The organism is Amycolatopsis sp. NBC_00438, from assembly GCF_036026695.1.
Classification (GTDB): Bacteria; Actinomycetota; Actinomycetes; order Mycobacteriales; family Pseudonocardiaceae; genus Amycolatopsis.
The window spans coordinates 7,099,241-7,117,729 of record NZ_CP107923.1 but is presented as its reverse complement, the minus strand read 5'-3'; the positions used below and the strand labels follow the sequence as shown (position 1 = coordinate 7,117,729).

15 protein-coding genes are annotated in these 18,489 nt (G+C 71.4%); 7 read left to right on the top strand and 8 right to left on the bottom strand.

Going from position 1 to position 18,489, the window contains the following annotated elements; translation table 11 throughout:
• Nucleotides 1-46 precede the first annotated feature (46 nt).
• Together OG494_RS31960 and hisN are read right to left on the bottom strand one after the other, a co-directional pair.
• Nucleotides 47-3,292: a GH92 family glycosyl hydrolase gene (locus OG494_RS31960; RefSeq protein WP_328445050.1), complete on the bottom strand. Its 3,246-nt coding sequence runs from the start codon at nucleotides 3,290-3,292 to the stop codon at nucleotides 47-49.
• A 137-nt stretch (nucleotides 3,293-3,429) separates the two neighbouring features.
• Nucleotides 3,430-4,215 (bottom strand): histidinol-phosphatase, encoded by a 786-nt coding sequence (gene hisN, locus OG494_RS31955; RefSeq protein ID WP_328445048.1) that lies wholly within the window; start codon nucleotides 4,213-4,215, stop codon nucleotides 3,430-3,432.
• A 42-nt stretch (nucleotides 4,216-4,257) separates the two neighbouring features.
• On the opposite strand from hisN, the gene OG494_RS31950 reads away from it, so the two are divergent.
• Complete coding sequence (locus tag OG494_RS31950; protein WP_155549497.1) at nucleotides 4,258-4,953, top strand: response regulator transcription factor; 696 nt, start codon at nucleotides 4,258-4,260, stop codon at nucleotides 4,951-4,953.
• A gap of 3 nt (nucleotides 4,954-4,956) precedes the next feature.
• A complete protein-coding gene (locus OG494_RS31945) occupies nucleotides 4,957-6,240 on the top strand; it encodes an ATP-binding protein (RefSeq protein ID WP_328445046.1) in 1,284 nt (427 codons plus the stop codon).
• A 20-nt stretch (nucleotides 6,241-6,260) separates the two neighbouring features.
• On the opposite strand, the gene OG494_RS31940 is transcribed toward OG494_RS31945, so the two are convergent.
• The 5 genes from OG494_RS31940 to OG494_RS31920 all read right to left on the bottom strand — a co-directional run bounded on the left by OG494_RS31940 (nucleotide 6,261) and on the right by OG494_RS31920 (nucleotide 11,999).
• Nucleotides 6,261-7,115: an NAD(P)H-binding protein gene (locus OG494_RS31940; RefSeq protein WP_328445044.1), complete on the bottom strand. Its 855-nt coding sequence runs from the start codon at nucleotides 7,113-7,115 to the stop codon at nucleotides 6,261-6,263.
• Nucleotides 7,116-7,125: 10 nt separating this feature from the next.
• Complete coding sequence (locus tag OG494_RS31935) at nucleotides 7,126-8,445, bottom strand: MFS transporter (RefSeq protein WP_328445041.1); 1,320 nt, start codon at nucleotides 8,443-8,445, stop codon at nucleotides 7,126-7,128.
• Between the two features lie 239 nt (nucleotides 8,446-8,684).
• On the bottom strand, nucleotides 8,685-9,212 hold the full coding sequence (locus tag OG494_RS31930) for a GtrA family protein (RefSeq protein WP_328445039.1): 528 nt from the start codon (nucleotides 9,210-9,212) through the stop codon (nucleotides 8,685-8,687).
• Between the two features lie 38 nt (nucleotides 9,213-9,250).
• The gene (locus OG494_RS31925; protein WP_328445037.1) at nucleotides 9,251-9,760 is read right to left on the bottom strand and encodes a GtrA family protein; all 510 of its coding nucleotides are present in this window, start codon (nucleotides 9,758-9,760) and stop codon (nucleotides 9,251-9,253) included.
• A 10-nt stretch (nucleotides 9,761-9,770) separates the two neighbouring features.
• Nucleotides 9,771-11,999: a sigma-70 family RNA polymerase sigma factor gene (locus tag OG494_RS31920; RefSeq protein WP_328445035.1), complete on the bottom strand. Its 2,229-nt coding sequence runs from the start codon at nucleotides 11,997-11,999 to the stop codon at nucleotides 9,771-9,773.
• Nucleotides 12,000-12,268: 269 nt separating this feature from the next.
• Here OG494_RS31920 and OG494_RS31915 point away from each other — a divergent pair, with 269 nt between their 5' ends.
• The 5 genes from OG494_RS31915 (at nucleotide 12,269) to purE (ending at nucleotide 17,417) form a co-directional block, all read left to right on the top strand.
• Entirely contained in the window at nucleotides 12,269-13,117 is an 849-nt protein-coding gene (locus OG494_RS31915; protein ID WP_328445033.1) for a GGDEF domain-containing protein, read from the top strand.
• 71 nt (nucleotides 13,118-13,188) lie between these two features.
• Nucleotides 13,189-14,541: a glycosyltransferase 87 family protein gene (locus OG494_RS31910; protein ID WP_328445031.1), complete on the top strand. Its 1,353-nt coding sequence runs from the start codon at nucleotides 13,189-13,191 to the stop codon at nucleotides 14,539-14,541.
• Entirely contained in the window at nucleotides 14,516-15,712 is a 1,197-nt protein-coding gene (locus OG494_RS31905) for a glycosyltransferase 87 family protein (RefSeq protein ID WP_328445029.1), read from the top strand. The genes OG494_RS31910 and OG494_RS31905 overlap by 26 nt, the downstream gene beginning before the upstream one ends.
• A gap of 12 nt (nucleotides 15,713-15,724) precedes the next feature.
• Complete coding sequence (locus OG494_RS31900) at nucleotides 15,725-16,909, top strand: 5-(carboxyamino)imidazole ribonucleotide synthase (RefSeq protein WP_328445027.1); 1,185 nt, start codon at nucleotides 15,725-15,727, stop codon at nucleotides 16,907-16,909.
• A gap of 10 nt (nucleotides 16,910-16,919) precedes the next feature.
• Nucleotides 16,920-17,417, top strand: coding sequence for a 5-(carboxyamino)imidazole ribonucleotide mutase (gene purE, locus OG494_RS31895; protein WP_328445025.1), 498 nt, complete (start codon nucleotides 16,920-16,922; stop codon nucleotides 17,415-17,417).
• Between the two features lie 150 nt (nucleotides 17,418-17,567).
• On the opposite strand, the gene OG494_RS31890 is transcribed toward purE, so the two are convergent.
• The gene (locus OG494_RS31890) at nucleotides 17,568-18,269 is read right to left on the bottom strand and encodes an SDR family NAD(P)-dependent oxidoreductase (RefSeq protein WP_328445024.1); all 702 of its coding nucleotides are present in this window, start codon (nucleotides 18,267-18,269) and stop codon (nucleotides 17,568-17,570) included.
• Nucleotides 18,270-18,489 lie beyond the last annotated feature (220 nt).

Below are 18,489 nucleotides of genomic sequence, written 5' to 3'. Positions count from 1 at the left end.
CTTACCGGCTCTTATAGCCGGTAAGGAGGCCTTCACGGCTTTGGGCTCAGGACACGGCGTAGGTGAAGACGTGTGCGGCGCCGGCGCCGGTGGACGCCGGCAGGGTGACGCTGCGGACCTGCTTGGCCGGGTCCAGCGCGATCGGCGCCGTGGCGAACAGGTACGACGTGTACGGCCGCGACAGCCGGAACATGTACCGCGGGAACGCCGAGTTCACGTACGGCACCTGCGCGACGACGGTGTTCCCGAACCGCGGGGTCTCCGTGCCGCCTTGGAGCAGCCACTCCGACAGGCCCAGCGAACCCTGCTGCGCCGAGCCGTCGGTGTAGGTGACGGTCACGTCGCCCTGCGCGTCACCGCCGGTCGCCGAACCGAGGAACGACAGCTTCGTCGCACCCGCCGGGGCCTGGACCGCAAGCGTTTGCCCCGCGGCGATCACGTTGTCCGGTGACCCGGCCGGGCTCGAGGGCCAGGTGAACTCCCGCACCTTCGCGCCCGGCTTGATCCCGCTCGTGGCCAGGCCCTGGGCGGAGTAGGCGAACTGGCCGGGGTAGAGGTCCGTCTCGCCGAAGTCGCCGTACTGGACGAACCGGTCGTCCGTGACGCCGACGTTCGTGTTCGCCGCCTGCAGCGTCCCCGGCTTCCCGACGGTCACCGGCAGGTACGACGGCAGCTGCCCGCCGAACTCCACCGGCACACTCGTGTACGCGTCCGGCGTTCCCGCGGCGGCGGTAACGCGAACCTGCTGCGAAGACGTGCCATGAGCGCCCACCGTGAGCGTCCCGCTCGACGGCGTCACGGTGATCCCGGCCGGCGGCTTCGCGTGCCAGGTCACCTTGCCCTGGCCGGTGATGCCTTCCGCCGTCACGGTCGCCGGCGTCGAGCCACCGGGCGCGACGACGATCCGGCCCGGGCCGACGCGGCCGCGCACCGGCACCTCGCCGTCGCGGAAGGACGGCGGGACGTCACCCTTCGCCGAACCCCACGACGTCGGCGACGTGCCGAGGCTGAAGTCCAGCCGGCCGCCGTTCACCGCGAACGACTCCGGCAGCCACGGCTTCGTGCTCGCCTCACCGTTGACGTTCAGGCTCTTCACGTACTTCACCGAGCTGGACGCGCCGGGCGCGGTGATCGTGATCCGCTGCCCGGTCGCCCGGGTGAGCGTGATCTTCGGGAACATCGGGCTGGCCAGCACCATCTCGGCGCGCCCGGGCGCCTCCGGGTACATGCCGAGCGCGGCGAACACGTACCACGCCGACGTCGCGCCGAGGTCGTCGTTGCCGGGCAGGCCGTCCTCGCCCGGCTTGAACAGCAGCTCCGCCGAGCGGCGCACGATGTCCTGCGTCTTCGACGGCGCGCCCGCGTACGCGTACTCCCACGGCACCTCGAACGACGGCTCGTTCGACATGAACGCGTACGGCGAACTCGCGTCGCTGTTCAGCTTCGTGAAGAAGAAGTCGAGACGCTTCTTGACGGCGTCGTCGCCACCCATCGCGTCGAAGAGGCCGCGGACGTTGTACGGCACCATCCACGTGTACTGCGCCGCGTTCCCTTCCTGGTAACGCATTTCCTGGTACTCCGCGGGATCGAACGGCGACAGGAACCGCCCGTCGCGCATCCGGGTCTGCAGGTAGCCGGTGGCCGGGTTGTAGACGTTCTCCCAGTACTGCGCGCGGGTCATGAACTGCTGGTAGGTGTTCTTCTGACCGAGCCGTTGCGCCAGCTGCGCGATACCGAAGTCGGCGGTCGTGTCTTCGAGCATGTCGGAGACGTTGTTGGGGTGGTAGCCCAGTGTCTGGTAGTCGGACAGGCCCGGGCGTTCGAGGGCGCGTTCGCCGGCCTGCTGGACGCGGGTGGCGCCGGTGACCATCGACTTCAGCGCCTGGCCGGCGTCGAAATCCGTGGCGCCGAAGGCGTACGTGCTGGCGATGATCGAGTGGTACGGGTCGCCGCCCATCACGCCCATGAAGTCGTTGTTCTGCGACCAGCGGTCCCAGACGCCGCCGGCCTGGTTCGCCTGGTTGAGCATGGACTGCGCCATGTCGGCGGCCTCGTGCGGGGCGAGCATCGAGAGCAGCTGGACCTCGTCGCGGTAGGTGTCCCAGCCGGAGAAGTTCGCGTACTGCGCGTGTCCCGGTTTCGCGCGGTGGATCGTTTTGTCGAAGCCCGGATAGCGACCGTCCACATCGGAAAAGACGTTCGGCTGCAGGAGGGTGTGGTAGAGCGCGGTGTAGAAGGTGCGCGTGGCCGCGTCCGTGCCGCCTTCGACGGTGATCTGCCTCAGCCGGTCGTTCCAGGTCTGCCGGGCCTGGGCTTTGACCGTCTCGAAGGAGTCGTGACGTTGCTCCGCGGCGACGTTCAGCCGCGCACCGGCGGCATCCACATAGGACAGGCCGACGCGGACCTGGACCGGCTTGGCCGGGTCGAAACTCAGGTAGGCGCCCGAGCCGCCGTCGGCGGTGACGACCTGTTTGTCCCAGGTGGCCTTGCTCAGGTCGCCGCCGTGGGCGGTGGTCGCGCCCGGCGTCACGGCGGCGTCCTGCCAGGTGCCGGACGTCGTGAACGGCTGGTCGAAGGAGGCGGTGAAGTACACCTTGTAGGTGTTGGGGCCGCGGCAGAAGTGCCCGCTCGAGACCCAGCCTTCGACGGTCCGCTTGGCCGGGTCGACCGTGACCGACGCGTCGTCACTGCCCATCGCGGACTGGGCGACGTCGATCAGGAGCGTCGCGGGGGAGTTCTTCGGGAAGGTGAAGCGGCCGAGGCCGGAGTGCTGCGTCGCGGTCAGTTCGGTGGTGATGCCGGAGTCGGTCTTCACCTTGTAGTAGCCGGGCGACGCGGATTCGTCGGCGTGGCTGAAGGTGGGGAAGTACTTGGTGGCGTCGACGGCGGGTGACGTCGTGATGGTCCCGGCGAACGGCAGGAACGGGACGTCGCCGGCCGCGCCGCCGCAGCCGGCGCCGTTGAAGTGGGTGAGGCTGAAACCGCGGAGCCGGTTCTCTTCCCAGGCGTAGCCGCCGTCCCGGTCGCGGGCGTAGTACCGGCCCTGCCCGGCGGGCGGCTTGGGCTGCAGGGGCGTGTCGGGACTCCACTGGACCATGCCGAAGGGGACGTCGGCGCCGGGGAAGGTGTCGCCGGCGTAGGTGTTGGTCTCGGGGGTGTCGCCGGCCTTGGCGCCGACGAAGGGATTGACGTAGGCGGCGAGGTCCTTGACGTGGGCGGGCTCGGCGTAGGCGGGGGTGGCCACGGCTGTGGCCAGGGGAACGATCAAAGCCGCGGTGACGACTCTGCGCATGCTCTTCCTCCCGGGGTGAGCGGGTCACCACGGGCCTGACAACGTTGTCAGAAAGCAGGGGTGGCCCGGCGAGCACTGGGAGTGAATCACCGGCGGTTCCGGCCGGTCAAGAAGTGCCCGCCAAGCGGCCTATCCCGTCAACGCTTGAGGATCCCGAGGACGTCGTCGTGGAGGAGGCCGTTCGTCGACAGCGCGCTCCCGTTGTCGTACCGGCCCGCGCCGTCCAGGTCCGAGAAGCGGCCGCCCGCTTCCGTGACGATCACCTGCGCCGCCGCGACATCCCAGGGGTTCACGATGCACTCGGCCGCGACGTCCATCGCGCCCTCCGCGACCAGGACGTGCTGCCAGAAGTCGCCGAACGCGCGGGACTCCCAGCACGCGTCGAGCAGCTCCAGGTACTTCTCACGCGAGTGGTACTCGCGCCACGAGTTCATGTCTGTGGTGGACACGTAGGCGTCCGAAAGGGAGGAAACGCCGGAAACCGACAGCTGCCGGGTCCCGGCGGAATCCGAAGAGAACGCCCCCGAACCCGTAGCCGCCCACCAACGGCGGCCCAGCAGGGGCGCGCTGATCATGCCGACGACCGGGTCGCCGTCGACCACCAGGGCGATCAGGGTCGCCCAGACGGGTACACCCCGCAGGAAGTTCTTGGTGCCGTCGATCGGGTCGAGCACCCAGGCCCGGCCGGTCGCGGCCGAGCCGCCGCGCTCCTCGCCGAGCACCGCGTCTTCCGGCCGCTCCGCCGCCAGAACCGCGCGGATCGCGTCTTCGACCGCGGTGTCCGCGTCGGTCACCGGGGTGCGGTCGGGCTTGCGCTCCACCCTCAGGTCCAGGGCGCGGAAGCGCGCCGTCGTGATCGCGTCGGCGGCGTCAGCCAGCCGGGTGGCGAGGACCAGATCATCTCCGTAGCCAGGCACGGTCACGATGGTTTCACGCCTCCCCGCCGTAGAGTTGGCCAGGTGAGCATGGTCCTACTCGCCGAAGACGATCCGGCTATCGCCGAACCGCTCTCCCGCGCCCTCGAACGTGAGGGATACGAGATCCACGTCGTCACCGACGGCCCTTCGGTGCTCGACGCCACCGCCGCCCAGCGCGTCGACTTGCTCGTCCTGGACCTGGGGCTGCCCGGGATGGACGGGCTGGAGGTCTGCCGGCGCCTCCGGGCCAACGGCACCGAGCTGCCCGTCCTGATGCTCACGGCCCGCACGGACGAGGTCGACTTCGTCGTCGGCCTCGACGCGGGGGCCGACGACTACGTCGCCAAGCCCTTCCGGCTGGCCGAGCTCCTCGCCCGGATCCGCGCGCTGCTGCGCCGCCGGGTGCCCGAGGTGCTCGAGGCCGGCGGGGTGCGGATGGACCTCGGCGCCCGGCTCGTGACCGTCGACCTGCACGAGGTGCAGCTGGCGAACAAGGAGTTCGAGCTGCTGCGCGTCCTGATGAGCCGGGCCGGGCAGGTCGTCAGCCGCGACGAGATCCTCGCCGAGGTCTGGAACGACCTCGAGTCGAAGACGTCCAAGACGCTCGACATGCACATGTCGTGGCTGCGGCGGAAGCTCGCCATCGCCGCCGACGAGGCCGCCGGCCGCACCAGCAAGACCCACGACGGCGAACGGCGGATCGCCACCGTCCGCGGCGTCGGCTTCCGCTTCAACGCCGAATAAGCCGTGCGCCGCCGCATCCTGCTGGCCATCCTCCTCGCCGTCGCGGTCACCGCGGCGGTGCTCGGCATCCCGCTGGGCATCGTCGCGAGCTGGCAGATCGAGTCGAGCTACCGCGAGACACTCGCGGAGAACGCCCGCGCGGCGGCGGCGATCCTCGACACGGAGATCGCGAACGGCCAGGACATCGACCTCGACCAGGTGCGGGCCGCGGTCCCGGCCAACGGGCTGCTGACCGTCCGCGCCAGCAACCAGATCGAGAAGCGCTACGGGAGCGACCCGGGCGCCGACACCGTCACCGAGACGGCCGACCTGGCCCGCGACGGCAAGGTCGAGATCGCCGTCCCGGCCGGCCCGATGCACGAGCGGCAGACGACCGTGACGCTGGTCGTCATCCTGCTGGTGCTGCTGTCGATCGGCACCGGCGCGGTGGTCGCGCTGGTGACGGCGCGGCGGCTGGCCAAGCCGCTGCGCCACGTCGCCGAACGCGCGTCCCGGCTCGGCGGCGGCGACTTCCGGCCCGACCCCAGCCGCTACGGCGTCGGCGAGCTCGACATGGTCGCCGAGGCCTTGGACGCCTCCGGCACCGCGCTCGCCCAGCTCGTCCAGCGGGAACGGCAGCTGGTCGGCGACGTCTCGCACCAGCTGCGCAGCCGGCTGACCGCGCTGCAGCTGCGGCTCGAACCGCTCACCATGCACCCGGACGACGAGGTGGCCGACGAGTCGAAGGCCGCGCAGGAACAGGCCGACCGGCTCGCCGAGGCGCTCGAAGGGCTGCTGGCGGCGGCGCGCGCGGCGCGTGAGGTCGGCGCCGAACCCGTCGACCTGCCGAACCAGCTGCCCCAGATGTCCCAGGAGTGGCGTGAGCTGCTCCGCTCGGAAGGCCGGAACCTGCGGATGCGGGTGGCCGACGGGCTGATGGCGCGGGCCACCCCCGGGCGCCTGCGCGAGGTCGTCGGCGTCCTGCTGGACAACGCGCTGCGCCACGGCTCGGGCACGGTGAGCGTGGCCGCCCGCCGCGGCGACGCCGAGGGCACGGTGGTGATCGAGGTCAGCGACACCGGCTCCGGCGTCCCCGACGAGCTCGCCCCGCACATCTTCGAACGCGGTTTCTCCGGCGGCGGCTCCACGGGTGTCGGGCTGGCGCTGGCGCGCGCGCTGGTCGAGGCCGACGGCGGCCGGCTGGAGCTGTCGAACCGCCGCCCGGCCGTGTTCAGCCTGTTCCTCAAGGTCCCCAAGCCGAGCGACGTCCCCGAGGTGCGGTGGCCCGCGGAGCGCGTCCCGCGTTAGTCGACGTCGGTCAGCAACGGTCACTCCCGGTAATGGGAGGTGAACGCGGCCGCGTTCTCCCGCACCCAATCCTGGAACGTTCGCGGCGGCCTGCCGAGCAACCGCGCGACGGTGCCGAAGACGACGTGCTCGTGCGCGGCGGACTCCCGCTTGAGCCCGAAGAAGCCGTCGACGGCTTCGGCGGGCCAGCCGTACATCCGCGTCATGCGTTCGCGAGCGGTGGCTTCGGGCTCTTCGACGTACTTGATCGTGCGGCCGGTCGCTTCGGAAAGGACGGCGACCTGCTGTTCGGTGGTGAGTGCTTCGCCGCCGGTGAGTTCGTACGTCGCGCCTTCGTGGCCGGACGTCGTGAGTGCGAGGGTCGCGACCGCGGCGATGTCCCGGACGTGCACCAGCGCGGCCGCCGGATCACCTTCGGGCACGTACACAGCGTTCTCTTCGCGAATCGTGCGCAGCCACGCGAAGCGGTTGTCCATGAACGCGCCGGGCCGCAGGATCGTCCATGCCGGACCGGCTTCGCGGACGGCCTGCTCGGCTTCGGCGTGGGCGCGGGTGATCGGATCCTTCTGTCCGAAGTGGACACCGGTGGTGGACAGCTTGACGAGGTGGCTGACACCCGCACGGGCGGCGGCGTGCGCGACCGCGCGTTCGCGGGTCACGCTGTCGCCTTGCGTCAGCACGAAAACGCGGTCCGCGCCGTCGAGCAGCGCGGGCAGGTCTGCGGTGTCGAGGTCGGCTCGGACGACGTCGGCGCGCGGGTCGATCCGGGCCTTCGCCGGGTCACGCGTGAGTGCGCGGACCGCGGCACCGGCGTCGAGCAGGGCGGGAACGAGGGCGCGGCCGACTTTGCCGGTGGCGCCGAGGACGAAGATCATCGGAATTCTCCTAGTGGTGGTCGCGGAGCGGCACGTGCGGGAGCGCGAACGCCGTGACGAGGGCGAGCGCGAGCACGGGCAGCAGGGTGAGGAACACGCCGTGGGTCCCGGCGCTGAAGGATCCGGCGCCGTAGGCGAAGCCGAGCGCGACCGGGCCGAGGGCCGAGCCGAGCGCGCGGGCGAGGTTGACGCCGGCGGCGACCGCGCCCCGGTCCGCGGCCGGCGCCGTGTTCTGCGTGGCCATCGCGAGGACCTGCAGGTTGAGTCCGGCCGCGAGACCGAAGACGACGAGGCAGCCGAGGATCGCCGGGAGGGGGCGGTGTTCGCCGAGCGTCGTCAGGCCGAGCACGGCGAGCAGGCCGAGCGCCGTGCTCAGCCGCGGCGCCCAGCGATAGTGGCCGGTGCGGGCGATGATCCGGCTCGCGACAGCCGACGAGACCGCCACGGCGATCGTCATCGGCACCAGCCGCAGGCCGCCTTCCGCCGGGCCGGCGTCGGCCTGCAGGAAGACCGCGATGTAGTTGATCGAGCCGAGGAAGGCGAACCCGGTGAGCACACTGAGCACGACGGCCACGGTGAAGGTCCGATCGCGGAACAGCCGCAACGGCAGCACGGGCGCTTTCGCCCGTCGTTCGACGAGGACGAAGGTGACGGCGGCCGCGGCGCCGCAGGCGATCGACCACGGCGTCAGCAACGTGAACCCGGTGATCGCCGAACCGAGCAGGACGACCCCGGCGAAGTCGAACGGCGCTTCGCGACGACGTCTCGGCAGGTCGAGTTGGTGCAGCAAGGCGACGGCGGCCAGCCCGAGCGGCAGGTTGACCAGGAAGATCGACCGCCACCCGGCCAGGCCGGTGAGCAGCCCGCCGACGACCGGACCCGCGAGGGAGGCGACGGCGAAGCAGATCGAGAACCATCCGAAATACTTCGCGCCTTCGCGAGGCGTGAACATTTCGCCGAGCGAAGCGCCGACGGAGACGAAGAGACCTCCGGAACCGGCGCCCTGCAGGACGCGTCCGGCGACCAGCAAGCCGGCCGACGGCGCCAGGCCGCAGGCGAGCGAACCGAGCAGGAAGAGGGTGAGTGCGCCCAGGAGCACACGTTTGCGCCCGAAGACGTCACCGAGCTTGCCGTAGAGCGGCGCGGTAGCGCTCCCGGCGAGCAGGTAGGCGGTGGTGACCCAGGCGTACGCCCCGGTCCCGCCGAACTCGGCGGCGATCCGCGGCAGCGCGGTGGCGACGACCTGGGCGTCGAGCATCGCCAGGAAAACGGACAGGAACAGGCCGATGAGGGCCGGCTTTTGAGCGCGCGAAGGCGCGGTTGTGCTCAAGGGATGTCCTCGTGAAGAAGGGACGAGAGATGTCCGGACGCGCAGGAAAACGCGTCCCGTCGAGTCGGGAAAAGGCTCCATCGTCACCCGCGGACGGGTGCGACCTCTTCGCGCTCGGAAACCACCTCGAATCGTCCCGCTCGCCCGGCCGAACCCGGACGGCGTCCTCACGAAGGAACACTGACGAAGTTGACTGTAGACAACTACATGTCAGGAGACAAGCACTTTTCGAAGAGTGCTCAGCGCAGGCGGGTCACGTCGCCGTTGTCGCGCCGGCGCTCGCCCAGCTCGTCGGGGAAGACCCACTTCTTGAAGCCCCAGAAGCGGAAGAACATCGCCAGCAGCATGCCGATGATCGACCCGCTCGCGAAGTCCGCGACCTCCTGCACCAGCCGCGTCACGTGGGGGACTTCGAGGTCCAGCACGTACCGCGAGACGTACAGCGGGATCAGGTTCACCACGACCGCGATGCCGCTGATCACGAAGAACAGCGCGGCCTCGTGGGTGCGTTCCCGGCCGCCGCGGGTGCGGAACGACCACTCGCGGTTGAGGATGTACGACACGATCGTCGCGACGATGATCGCGATGGCCTTGGCGGTGGTCGGCTTCGACTCGAGCACGCTCAGCTTGAGGAAGTACCAGACCCCGTTGTCGACCACGAACGTCGAACCGCCCACGATCGCGAACTTGAGCAGCTCCCGGTGCTTGATCAGCACCGAACGCAGTGGCTCCGGCGTGCGCTTGAGCACGGTCTCCACAACGGTCACACGACCCAGTCTAGGAGCACACCGCCGTGACCTGTGGCTCAGGCGGCCTTGCTGCCGTGAATGTCCGGATCGTCCGCGGTCTCCGCGGCCGCGGCCACGGACCGGGCGGCTTCCTCCGGGAAAACCCACTTCTTGAACGCCCACCAGCGGAACGCCGTGCCGAGCAGGGTGCCGATGATGATGCCGCTGACGAAGTCGGCCACTTCGACGCCGAACGGCGAGAGCTGCGGCGCCTGCAGGTGGAGGACGTACCGCGAGAACCACTGCGGCAAGGCGTTCAGGCCCAGCGCGATGCCGCTGATCAGGAAGAACAGCGCGGCCTCGTGGTGGCGTTCGCGGCCGCCGCGGGCGCGGAACGACCATTCGCGGTTGGCGACGTAGGAAAAGATCGTCGCGACCAGGACACCGATGATCAGCGCCGTGACCGGGTGGGTCCGCAGGACGGTGAACTTCAAGCCGTAGTTGACGGACATCGTGATCACGAAGCTGATCCCGCCGACAACGGCGAAGCGGAGGAGCTCGCGATGCTTTTTCAGCAGCTCGCGCACCGCGCGGACGCTACCCGGTCAACCAGCCGAAAGCCCTTTCGGGGGTGACCGTCGGCTGCTTGTCGCCCGGTTTGCCGGGAACCGGTGGAGCGCTTGAGGTCGTCGACGGCGACGGTGGGGTTTTTGTCGGTTCCGGCTCGCTCGTCACCGGCGGTGTGCTGGACGGAGTGTGCGACGGCTTGGGCTTCGACGGCGTCGTCGTGGTGGCCGACGTCGAGGGGCCGGGCGTCGGCGGCTGTGGCAGCGGGTCCTTCCCGCACCAGTGGTGCCAGCAGCCGAAGTCGACGGTCACCGGCCCCGCCGACGCCTTGCCGAGCTGCGCGCCGATCGTCACCTGCCCGTCGTCGGGCCGGCCCTTCAGCCGCACCCACAGGTTGACGTGCTGGCCGGGGGCCACCGAGCCGGTCGTCGTGCAGCTCGCGCCCGCGGCGGTCGGCGTGCACGGGAAACCGCGCAGGCTCCACCACTGCCAGAGCGCGTGGTCGAAGGTGACCGTGACCGGCCGGGTCGTCTCGCCGGTGTTGCGGACGCGCACGTAGACCAGCGGGTTGCGGGTCCAGGGGAACGCCGAGAGGCCGTCACCCTGGGCTTCCAGGACCACGGCGTCCGGCGGCTGCTTCACGGTGACCTTGACGCTGACGTCGACGTTGATCTGCACACCGGCGGTGACCGAGCCGGTCACCGTGCCGCCCTGGGCGTCCTCGTCGGCCTCGAGCCGGAAGTTGAGCGTCGCGCTCTGGCCGGGCTGCAGGCCGGCGCCGGTCTTGCACGTCACCGTGCCCTCGCCGCCGGGGCAGTTCACCGAAATCGGGGCCGTCGCGTCCTGCGCGAACGCCATCGGCGCACCGCCGCCGCCCGACTCGACGGCGTGGACGCCCGGCGGCAGCTTCAGGGCCACGGCCACCGGCTCGGACGGGCTGCCGCCGTCGTTGCGCACGGTGATCGGCAGGCTGACGGGCCCGGCGCCGGGCTGCAGCTCGACGCCGTCCGGCGGGGTCGTCGCGGACATCTTCGCGGGCGCCGGGGCGGGCGGGGCCGGCGTGGGAGCCGGCTCCGGAGCGGGTGCGGGCGCGGGCGCCGGCGGCGGGACGACGGGCGCGGGCGGGGGTTCGACCGGCGGCGCGGCCGGAGGCGCCGGTGGGGCCGGGGGCGCGGGCGGCGCGGGTTTCGGCGGCGCGGGCGGCTGGACCGGCTGGACGACCGCCGGCGGCGGCACCTGGGCCGCGACGGGGACCTCCTGCGCCCCGCCTCCGGCCGTCAGCGCGATGACGACGGCCGCGACGACCGCCGTCCCGGACGCGGCGACCCCGGCGAACTGACGGGGACCCGCGGCGGCGGCACCGGCCGCGGCGCCCGCCTTGCCCCCGGCCGCCGCGGCTCCGGCGGCGGCCGCACCGGCGGCGGCCGCGGTGGCCGCGCTCGCCTTGGCCGCGCCGATGGTCGCGAGGTAACCCAGCGCGGCGCCGCCGAGGACGATCGGGGCGATGATCGCGCGCAGGCCGCCGTTGACGTCGGCCAGCTCCGCGGCCAGCGCCCGGCAGTTGTCGCACTCGTCGAGGTGGCTCTCCACCTGGGCGCGCTCCCGCTTGGACAGCCCGTCGCGCGTCCACGCGCCGAGCCGCTCGGCGCAGGCGCGGCAGCGTTCCTCGGCGTTCTCCTGCAGGTGGACCTGCAGATACGCCTGCCGCAGCCCTTCGCGGGCGCGGTAGGCGAGCGCGGAGACGCCGTTCGCGGTCAGTCCCAGCAGCGGCGCGACCTCGGCCGGGCTCTGCTGCTCGATCTCGGTGTGCCAGAGCACGGCCTGCCAGCGTTCGGGCAGCCGCGCGAACGCCTTCGCCGCCATCGTCCGCTCGAGCCCGGCGACGGCGGTGTCGGAGAACGGGACGGTCAGCGCCTCGCCCGCGGCGCCGCCGACGTCGGTCATGTCCTCGTTGAGATCGATCCGGCGTTCCTTGCGCGTCCGGTCGTACGCGGTGTGGCGAAGGGCGGTCAGCAGGTACGCCCGGAAGGCGGTATCCGGCCCCTTGCCACCACGGAGCGTGTCCAGCACTTTCGCGAAGGCCTCGGACACCAGGTCGTCGGCCTCGGAGCTCGAGCGGGCCAGCTGACGGGCGAGGTTGTGCGCCGCGCCGGTGTGGCGTTCGTACAGACCGCCGTACGACGCGATCTTCCCGGCGCGGACCTCCGCGATCAGCTCGGCGTCACTCTTTCCGCTGAGATCGGCGGGAATGGTGGACACGGCACTCCTCGGTCGGCTAAGGCCTGGACCTGCCATTACAGGCGGGCCCGGGGCACGAGGCAAGTGTGACTGACCCGCCCCGGGCGGTCACGTCGTGGTGGGGGTGAAGCCACCGACGGCGCAAGAAAATCACCCGCCTCCGGCGAGCGCCGGAGAAAAGCTTCTTAACAAAACTGGTGAGTACGCCGTCACGGGGTACTCCGTCGACCGTCCTCATCGTGAAGCACCGAGCAAGATCGACACGGACCGGACGAAAGGGGCGGTGGCCTGTGGATGTTCCGGCAACCGGTATGCGGTCCGGCCCCGGTGACGTTCCGTCCACCGCCGAGCGCGACCGCACCCTCCGGGCCCTGCGCGGCCGCTGGCGCACGGCGAGCCTCGCCGCCGGCTGGCGCTTCCCGAGCGACTGGGCGTTGCCCGAGGTCGACGCCGTCTGCGCGGCCGTGCTGAACAAGGGCCGCGTCGAGGCCGCCGAAATCGCGCTGGCCGGGCTGGCCCGGGCGCGTGCGGCGGCCGGCGCGGGCCTCGCCGAAACCCTCGCCGACCTGGCCGCGCTGCACGCGGTGCTTGACCACGGCGGTGACGGGTTCGTCTCACCGGACGTCGACGCGACGCCGTCGCGGCTGCTCCGGATGACGGCGCTGGCCTGGGCGGACGTCGCCACCGACCAGCTCGTGCACACCGAGGTCACCGACCCGCTGACCGGCCTGCCCTCGGCCGCCTACCTGCGGACGCGGCTGGTCGAGGTCTACCAGGCCGCCGCGGCCCGCGAGCGCCCCGCGGCCGAGGAGCACATGCTGCTGGTCGTCTCGCTGGACCTCAGCACCGTCGCCGGGTTCCCGCGGCTGACCGGGATGATCCTGGTCGCGGACGCGCTGCGGGCGGTGTTCGACAGCGGGCAGAGCGTCGCTTCGCTCGGGCCGTCGGTCGTCGCCGCGCTCGTCCAGCGGGACGACAAGGTCGCGTCGCACGGCGTCGCGCTGCGAAGGGCGTTGCACGAGCGGCTGTCGGTCGACGCCCAGCTCGCGGACGCCGGTCAGCCGCGCGTCTCGGCGGTGCGGCTGCCCGCCACCCACGAATCGGCCTGCGACCTGCTGGCCCGGCTCGCCCGGGTGTAGAACACCCGGAAAGTCCGGTTCCGCCCGGACCCTTCTGACCTGGACCCGGGCCGCCATGATTTCCTGGTGCGGTGACCAGGACCGTATCCACCGACGTCGACGGCGAAGTCGCGGCCAGATCCACGCACCGGCTGGCCCTCCGGAGGTCGCTCGCCCGGCTGTCCGTGCGCCCGCGGTCGATCTTGATCCTATCGGTGATCCCGCTGGTCGCGATCGGGTACGGCCTTTGGGGCTGGCAGCACGACTGGGTGCTCGGCGTCGACAGCGCGGTCTACCGCGCGGGCGCGCTGACCCTGCTGCACGGCGACTCCCTCTACGACGCGAACACCCTCGCCAACGAGCCGTGGTGGGCGCTGCTGCCCTTCACCTACCCGCCGACGGCGGCGCTGATCTTCGTCCCGCTGGCGGCGTTCCCGACGCAGATCTCCTGGGGCCTGATCACCGCGATCTCGCTGATGGCGATGGCCCTTTCGGTCCGGATCGCGATCGGCGCCCTGCCCCGCCCGGCCGACGACGGGCCGCGCTGGTGGGCCTCGCCCGCCCGCTCGACCATCGTGTTCTTCCTGGTCTTCCTCGGTCTCGAGCCGGTGTGGCGGACGATCTTCCTCGGCCAGATCAACCTGATCCTGATGGCCATGATCCTGCTGGACATGCTGGTCATCGGCGCCCGCGGTAGCCGCTGGGGCGGCGTGCTGGTGGGCGTCGCGGCGGCGATCAAGCTCACGCCGCTGGTCTTCCTCGGCCACCTGTTCATCACCGGCCGCCGCAAGGACGCGCTGCGCGGGCTGGCGACGTTCGTGCTGCTCCAGGGCCTGATGTTCCTGATCAACGCGCACGACGCGGCCAAGTACTGGACCGTCACGCTGCCCGACACCGGCCGGATCGGCCCGGTGCACTGGGCGGGCAACCAGTCGCTGAACGCGCTGATGAACCGGGCCACCGACCTCGCGCCGTGGGCGTCCAAGGCGGCCATGGGCATCGGCTTCCTGCTCGCCATCCCGGCCCTGTGGCTGCTCATGCGGTTCCACCGCAAGGGCCAGGCGCTGGCCGCGTTGCTGGTGACCGCGTTCTGGACGCTGCTGATCTCGCCGATCTCGTGGACCCACCACTGGGTGTGGGTGGTCCCGCTGATCGTGCTGCTGGTGTCGCGGCTGCCGAAGACGACCCCGGCGACGGCGTGGAAGCGCTGGGTCGGGACGTTCCTGGCGGCGTTCGTGTTCGTCAGCTGCGTGCTGCTGATCCTGCCCAACGGGCGCAACGTCGAGCTGCACTGGACGGTCTGGCAGAACGTCCTGGGCGACGCGTACATCCTGATGCCGGTCGTGCTCGCGCTGGCCCTGGGCCTGCGCTGGGGCCTGCAGCGGCGGGCCCGGAAGAAGAAGGCGGCGGCCGGCGAGCATGGCGACGTCCCCACCGGCGTCTGAGGCCCGCACCGGCCGGGTGCTCGCCGGGGGTATCGCGCTTCTCGTTCTCGCCTTCGGGGTGGTCGCCTGGCTGGCGGGCTGGCACCTGGGCGCGGACAGCGCCGTCTACCGCGCCGGCGCGCTGACCCTGGTCCACGGCGACCCGCTCTACACCCGTGACGTGCTGACGGCGCTGCCCGACTGGGTGCGCCTGCCGTTCACCTACACCCCGGCCGCAGCGCCGCTCTTCCTGCCGTTCGCCCTCGTGCCGTCCGGCCTGGTCTGGGGCGTGATCGCGTTTTTGTCGGTGGTCGCCCTTATGGTCGTGATCACGGTGGTTTCGTCGTCGCCGGGGCGCTCACTCGCGTGGTGGGCGCTGCCGGCGGGAACGGCCGCCGCTCTGGCGCTGGAACCGGTGTGGAAGACGCTGTTCCTGGGCCAGATCAACTTGATACTGATGGCGTTCGTGGTGCTGGACGTCCTGGTGCTCTCGGCGCGCGGGTCGCGTTTCGCGGGCGTGCTGATCGGCGTGGCGGCGGCGATCAAGCTCACCCCGCTGATCTTCGTGCCGCACCTGTTCTTCACCGGCCGGTGGAAGGACGGGCTGCGCGCGCTGGGCACGTTCGTCGTGCTGGAAGCGGTGATGTTCGCGGTCATCCCGGTCGACGCGCTGAGGTTCTGGCGGGATTCGGCGACCGACCCGAGCCGGGTCGGGTCGGTGCACTGGATCTTCAACCAGTCGCTCAACGGGCTGGTCAGCCGGGCTTCGCACCTCGCGCCCTGGTCGCTGGCGGTGGCGGTCGGGGTGGCGGCGGTGCTGGCCGTGCCCGCGGTGTGGCTGGTGGTGCGGCTGCACCGGCGCGGGGAGAGCGCGGCGGCGCTACTCGTGACGGCGTTCTACGGGCTGCTGCTCTCGCCGGTGTCGTGGTCGCACCATTGGGTCTGGTGCGTGCCGTTGCTCACGCTGCTGCTGGTGAAGGGCAAGCGCTGGGCCGCGGCGGCGGTCGCGGCGCTGTTCGTCTCGCAGATCGTGATGTTTGTGCCCAACGGCGGCGACACGGAGTTCGGCTGGGGCCTGGGCCTCTCGGTTCTCGGCAACGTCTACGTGCTCGCGGCGGCGGCCGGGATCGTCGGGCTCGCGGTGCGGGAGCTACGGCTGGTCCGGCGGTCACCGCAGGTCGCCACCGTTTAGTCTGAGCGGGCTATGGACAAACACACCGGTCTGCCTGTCGTGGGCATGGTGGGCGGCGGGCAGCTCGCCCGGATGACCCACCAGGCGGCGATCTCCCTCGGTCAGTCACTGCGCGTCCTCGCCGCGGGCGAAAACGAGTCCGCCGGGCTCGTCGCGGGTGACGTCGTACAGGGGCACCACACTGATCTCGAGGCGCTGCGGCAGTTCGCGGCCTCGGTCGACGTGCTCACGTTCGACCACGAGCACGTGCCCGGTGAGCACCTGCTGACCCTGGCGATGGAGGGTTACGTCATCCGGCCGGCGCCGTCCGCGCTCGGCTTCGCGCAGAACAAGCTGGTGATGCGCGAGATGATGGCCGGCATGGGCGTGCCGGGCCCCGCCTTCGCCGAATTGTCCACTGTGGACGACGTGCTGGCGTTCGGCGGCGAGCACGGCTGGCCGGTGGTGCTCAAGGCGTCCAGCGGCGGTTACGACGGCCGTGGCGTCTGGATGCTCGACACCGCGCAGCAGGCCCGCGAGACCGTGCCGCAGCTCCTGGAAGCGGGCACCCCGCTGCTGGTCGAGGAGAAGGTGGTGATGCGGCGCGAACTGGCCGCGCTCGTCGCCCGCTCGCCCTTCGGCCAGGGCGCGGCGTACCCGGTGGTCGAGACCGTGCAGACCGGCGGCATCAACACCGAGGTCCTCGCGCCGGCGCCGGGCCTTTCGGAGGACCGGGTCCACGAGGCGCAGGACCTCGCCCTGCGCGTCGCGTCGACACTGGACGTCACCGGCCTGCTGGCGGTGGAGCTGTTCGAGACCGACACCGGCCTGCTGGTGAACGAGCTCGCGATGCGCCCGCACAACTCCGGGCACTGGACGATGGACGGCTCGCGCACCTCGCAGTTCGAGCAGCACCTGCGGGCGGTCCTCGACTACCCGCTGGGCCGCACCGACATGGTCGCGCCCGCGTGCGTGATGGCGAACGTGCTGGGCGCGTCGGTGCTGCCCGGGATGGGGCCGGACGAGCGGCTGCACCACCTCTTCGCGCGGTACCCGGAAGCCCGGGTGCACCTGTACGGCAAGCAGGAGCGGCCGGGCCGCAAGCTCGGGCACGTGAACTTCACCGGTGAGCGCATGGAGGACCTGCGCAACCGCGCGCTGCTCGCGGCGCACTGGCTGTCCCACGCCGTCTGGCTCGACGGCCACGAGATCCACTAGGAGAACAGCTATGGCGCCGCAGGTGGGCGTGATCATGGGCAGCGACTCGGACTGGCCGGTGCTGGAAGCGGCCGGCGCGGCGCTCGACGAGTTCGGCGTCGGCTACGAGGTCGGTGTCTACTCGGCGCACCGCACCCCGCAGCGCATGCTGGACTACGCGACGTCGGCGGTGGCCCGCGGCATCCGGGTGATCATCGCGGGCGCGGGCGGCGCGGCCCACCTCCCGGGCATGGTCGCCTCGGCGACCGTCCTGCCGGTGATCGGCGTCCCGGTCCCGCTGAAGTACCTGGACGGCCTGGACTCGCTGCTGTCGATCGTCCAGATGCCGGCCGGTGTCCCGGTGGCGACGGTCTCGGTGGGCGGCGCGCGCAACGCGGGCCTGCTGGCGGTCCGCATCCTCGCGGCGTCCGACGAAGGCCTGCGCGCGAAGATGGTGACGTTCCAGCAGGACCTGGAGAAGCTGGTCCTGGACAAGGACGCCGCCCTGCGCGCGAAGGCCGGCCACTAGAGTCGCGCGTCCGAGGTTCGTCGGCAGGGACCGGCAGCGCCCCGAGGCGGCCTCGGTTGCGTCTCACCGCCTTGCACGCGTTTTCACTGCGGGCCGCCGGCGATCGGCCGTTCCAGCGTCGGACAACTTGCGACGCGCGCCACTGGCGGGTCACCACGGCACGGTTTCGCCGTTGCGGTCGAGGAACTCGAGGCCGGGCTTGCCCCGCTTCGCCAGGAGCACGTCGACGATCAGCGGGACGGTCTCGTCCATGGTGAACGGCGCGTCCGGCCCGCCGAGGGCCGTGCGGATCCAGCCGGGGGCCACGACGACGAGCGCGCGGCCGGCCTCGGACGGCCGGGCGGCGAAGCTGCGCATGAGCATGTTCAGCGCGGCCTTGCTGCTCCGGTAGACCTCGCGCGAGCCGGCCGTGTTGTTCGTGATGCTGCCCTGGCCGGACGACATCGCGCCGATGAGCCCGTCCGGTGGCACGAGGTCTTGGAGGGCCTCGATGACGCGCATCGGGCTGAGCGCGTTGGTGACCATCACGTCGACGAAGTCGGCGGTCGAGACCTCGCCGACCGGCGTCTGCGGGTTGTTGGTGGTGCCCGCGTTGATGAAGAGCACGTCGATCCGGCGGTCCGCGAGACGCTCGCGCAGCGGTGGCAGCTGCTCGGGTTCGGTGATGTCGAGGTGTTCGATCTCGACGCGCTCGTCCGACTTGCCCGCCAGGTCGTGCAGGGGCGTTCGGGCGGTGACGTCCCGGACCGTGCCGATGACGTGCCACCCGCGGTCGAAGAGTTCGGTGGCGATCGCGTGGCCGAGGCCGCGCGACGCTCCGACGATGAGGGCAGTGGGGCTGGGTTCGGTCATTCCGTCTCCTCGGGTTGTCCTTCGAGTCTCGCCGCGATGACGTCTTCGAGGCGTGTTCGCCGGGGTGATTTGTAGGATTGCCTCGACGGGAGGAGTTCTGATGGCCGAATCCGTCGTCGCGTCGCCCGAGGACGTGCGTCTCATGCGGGCCCTCCAGGTGGCTCCGCGGCTTCGTTCGCCTCGATCGCCGGGGCGCTCGGGCTCACCGAAGCCGCGGTCG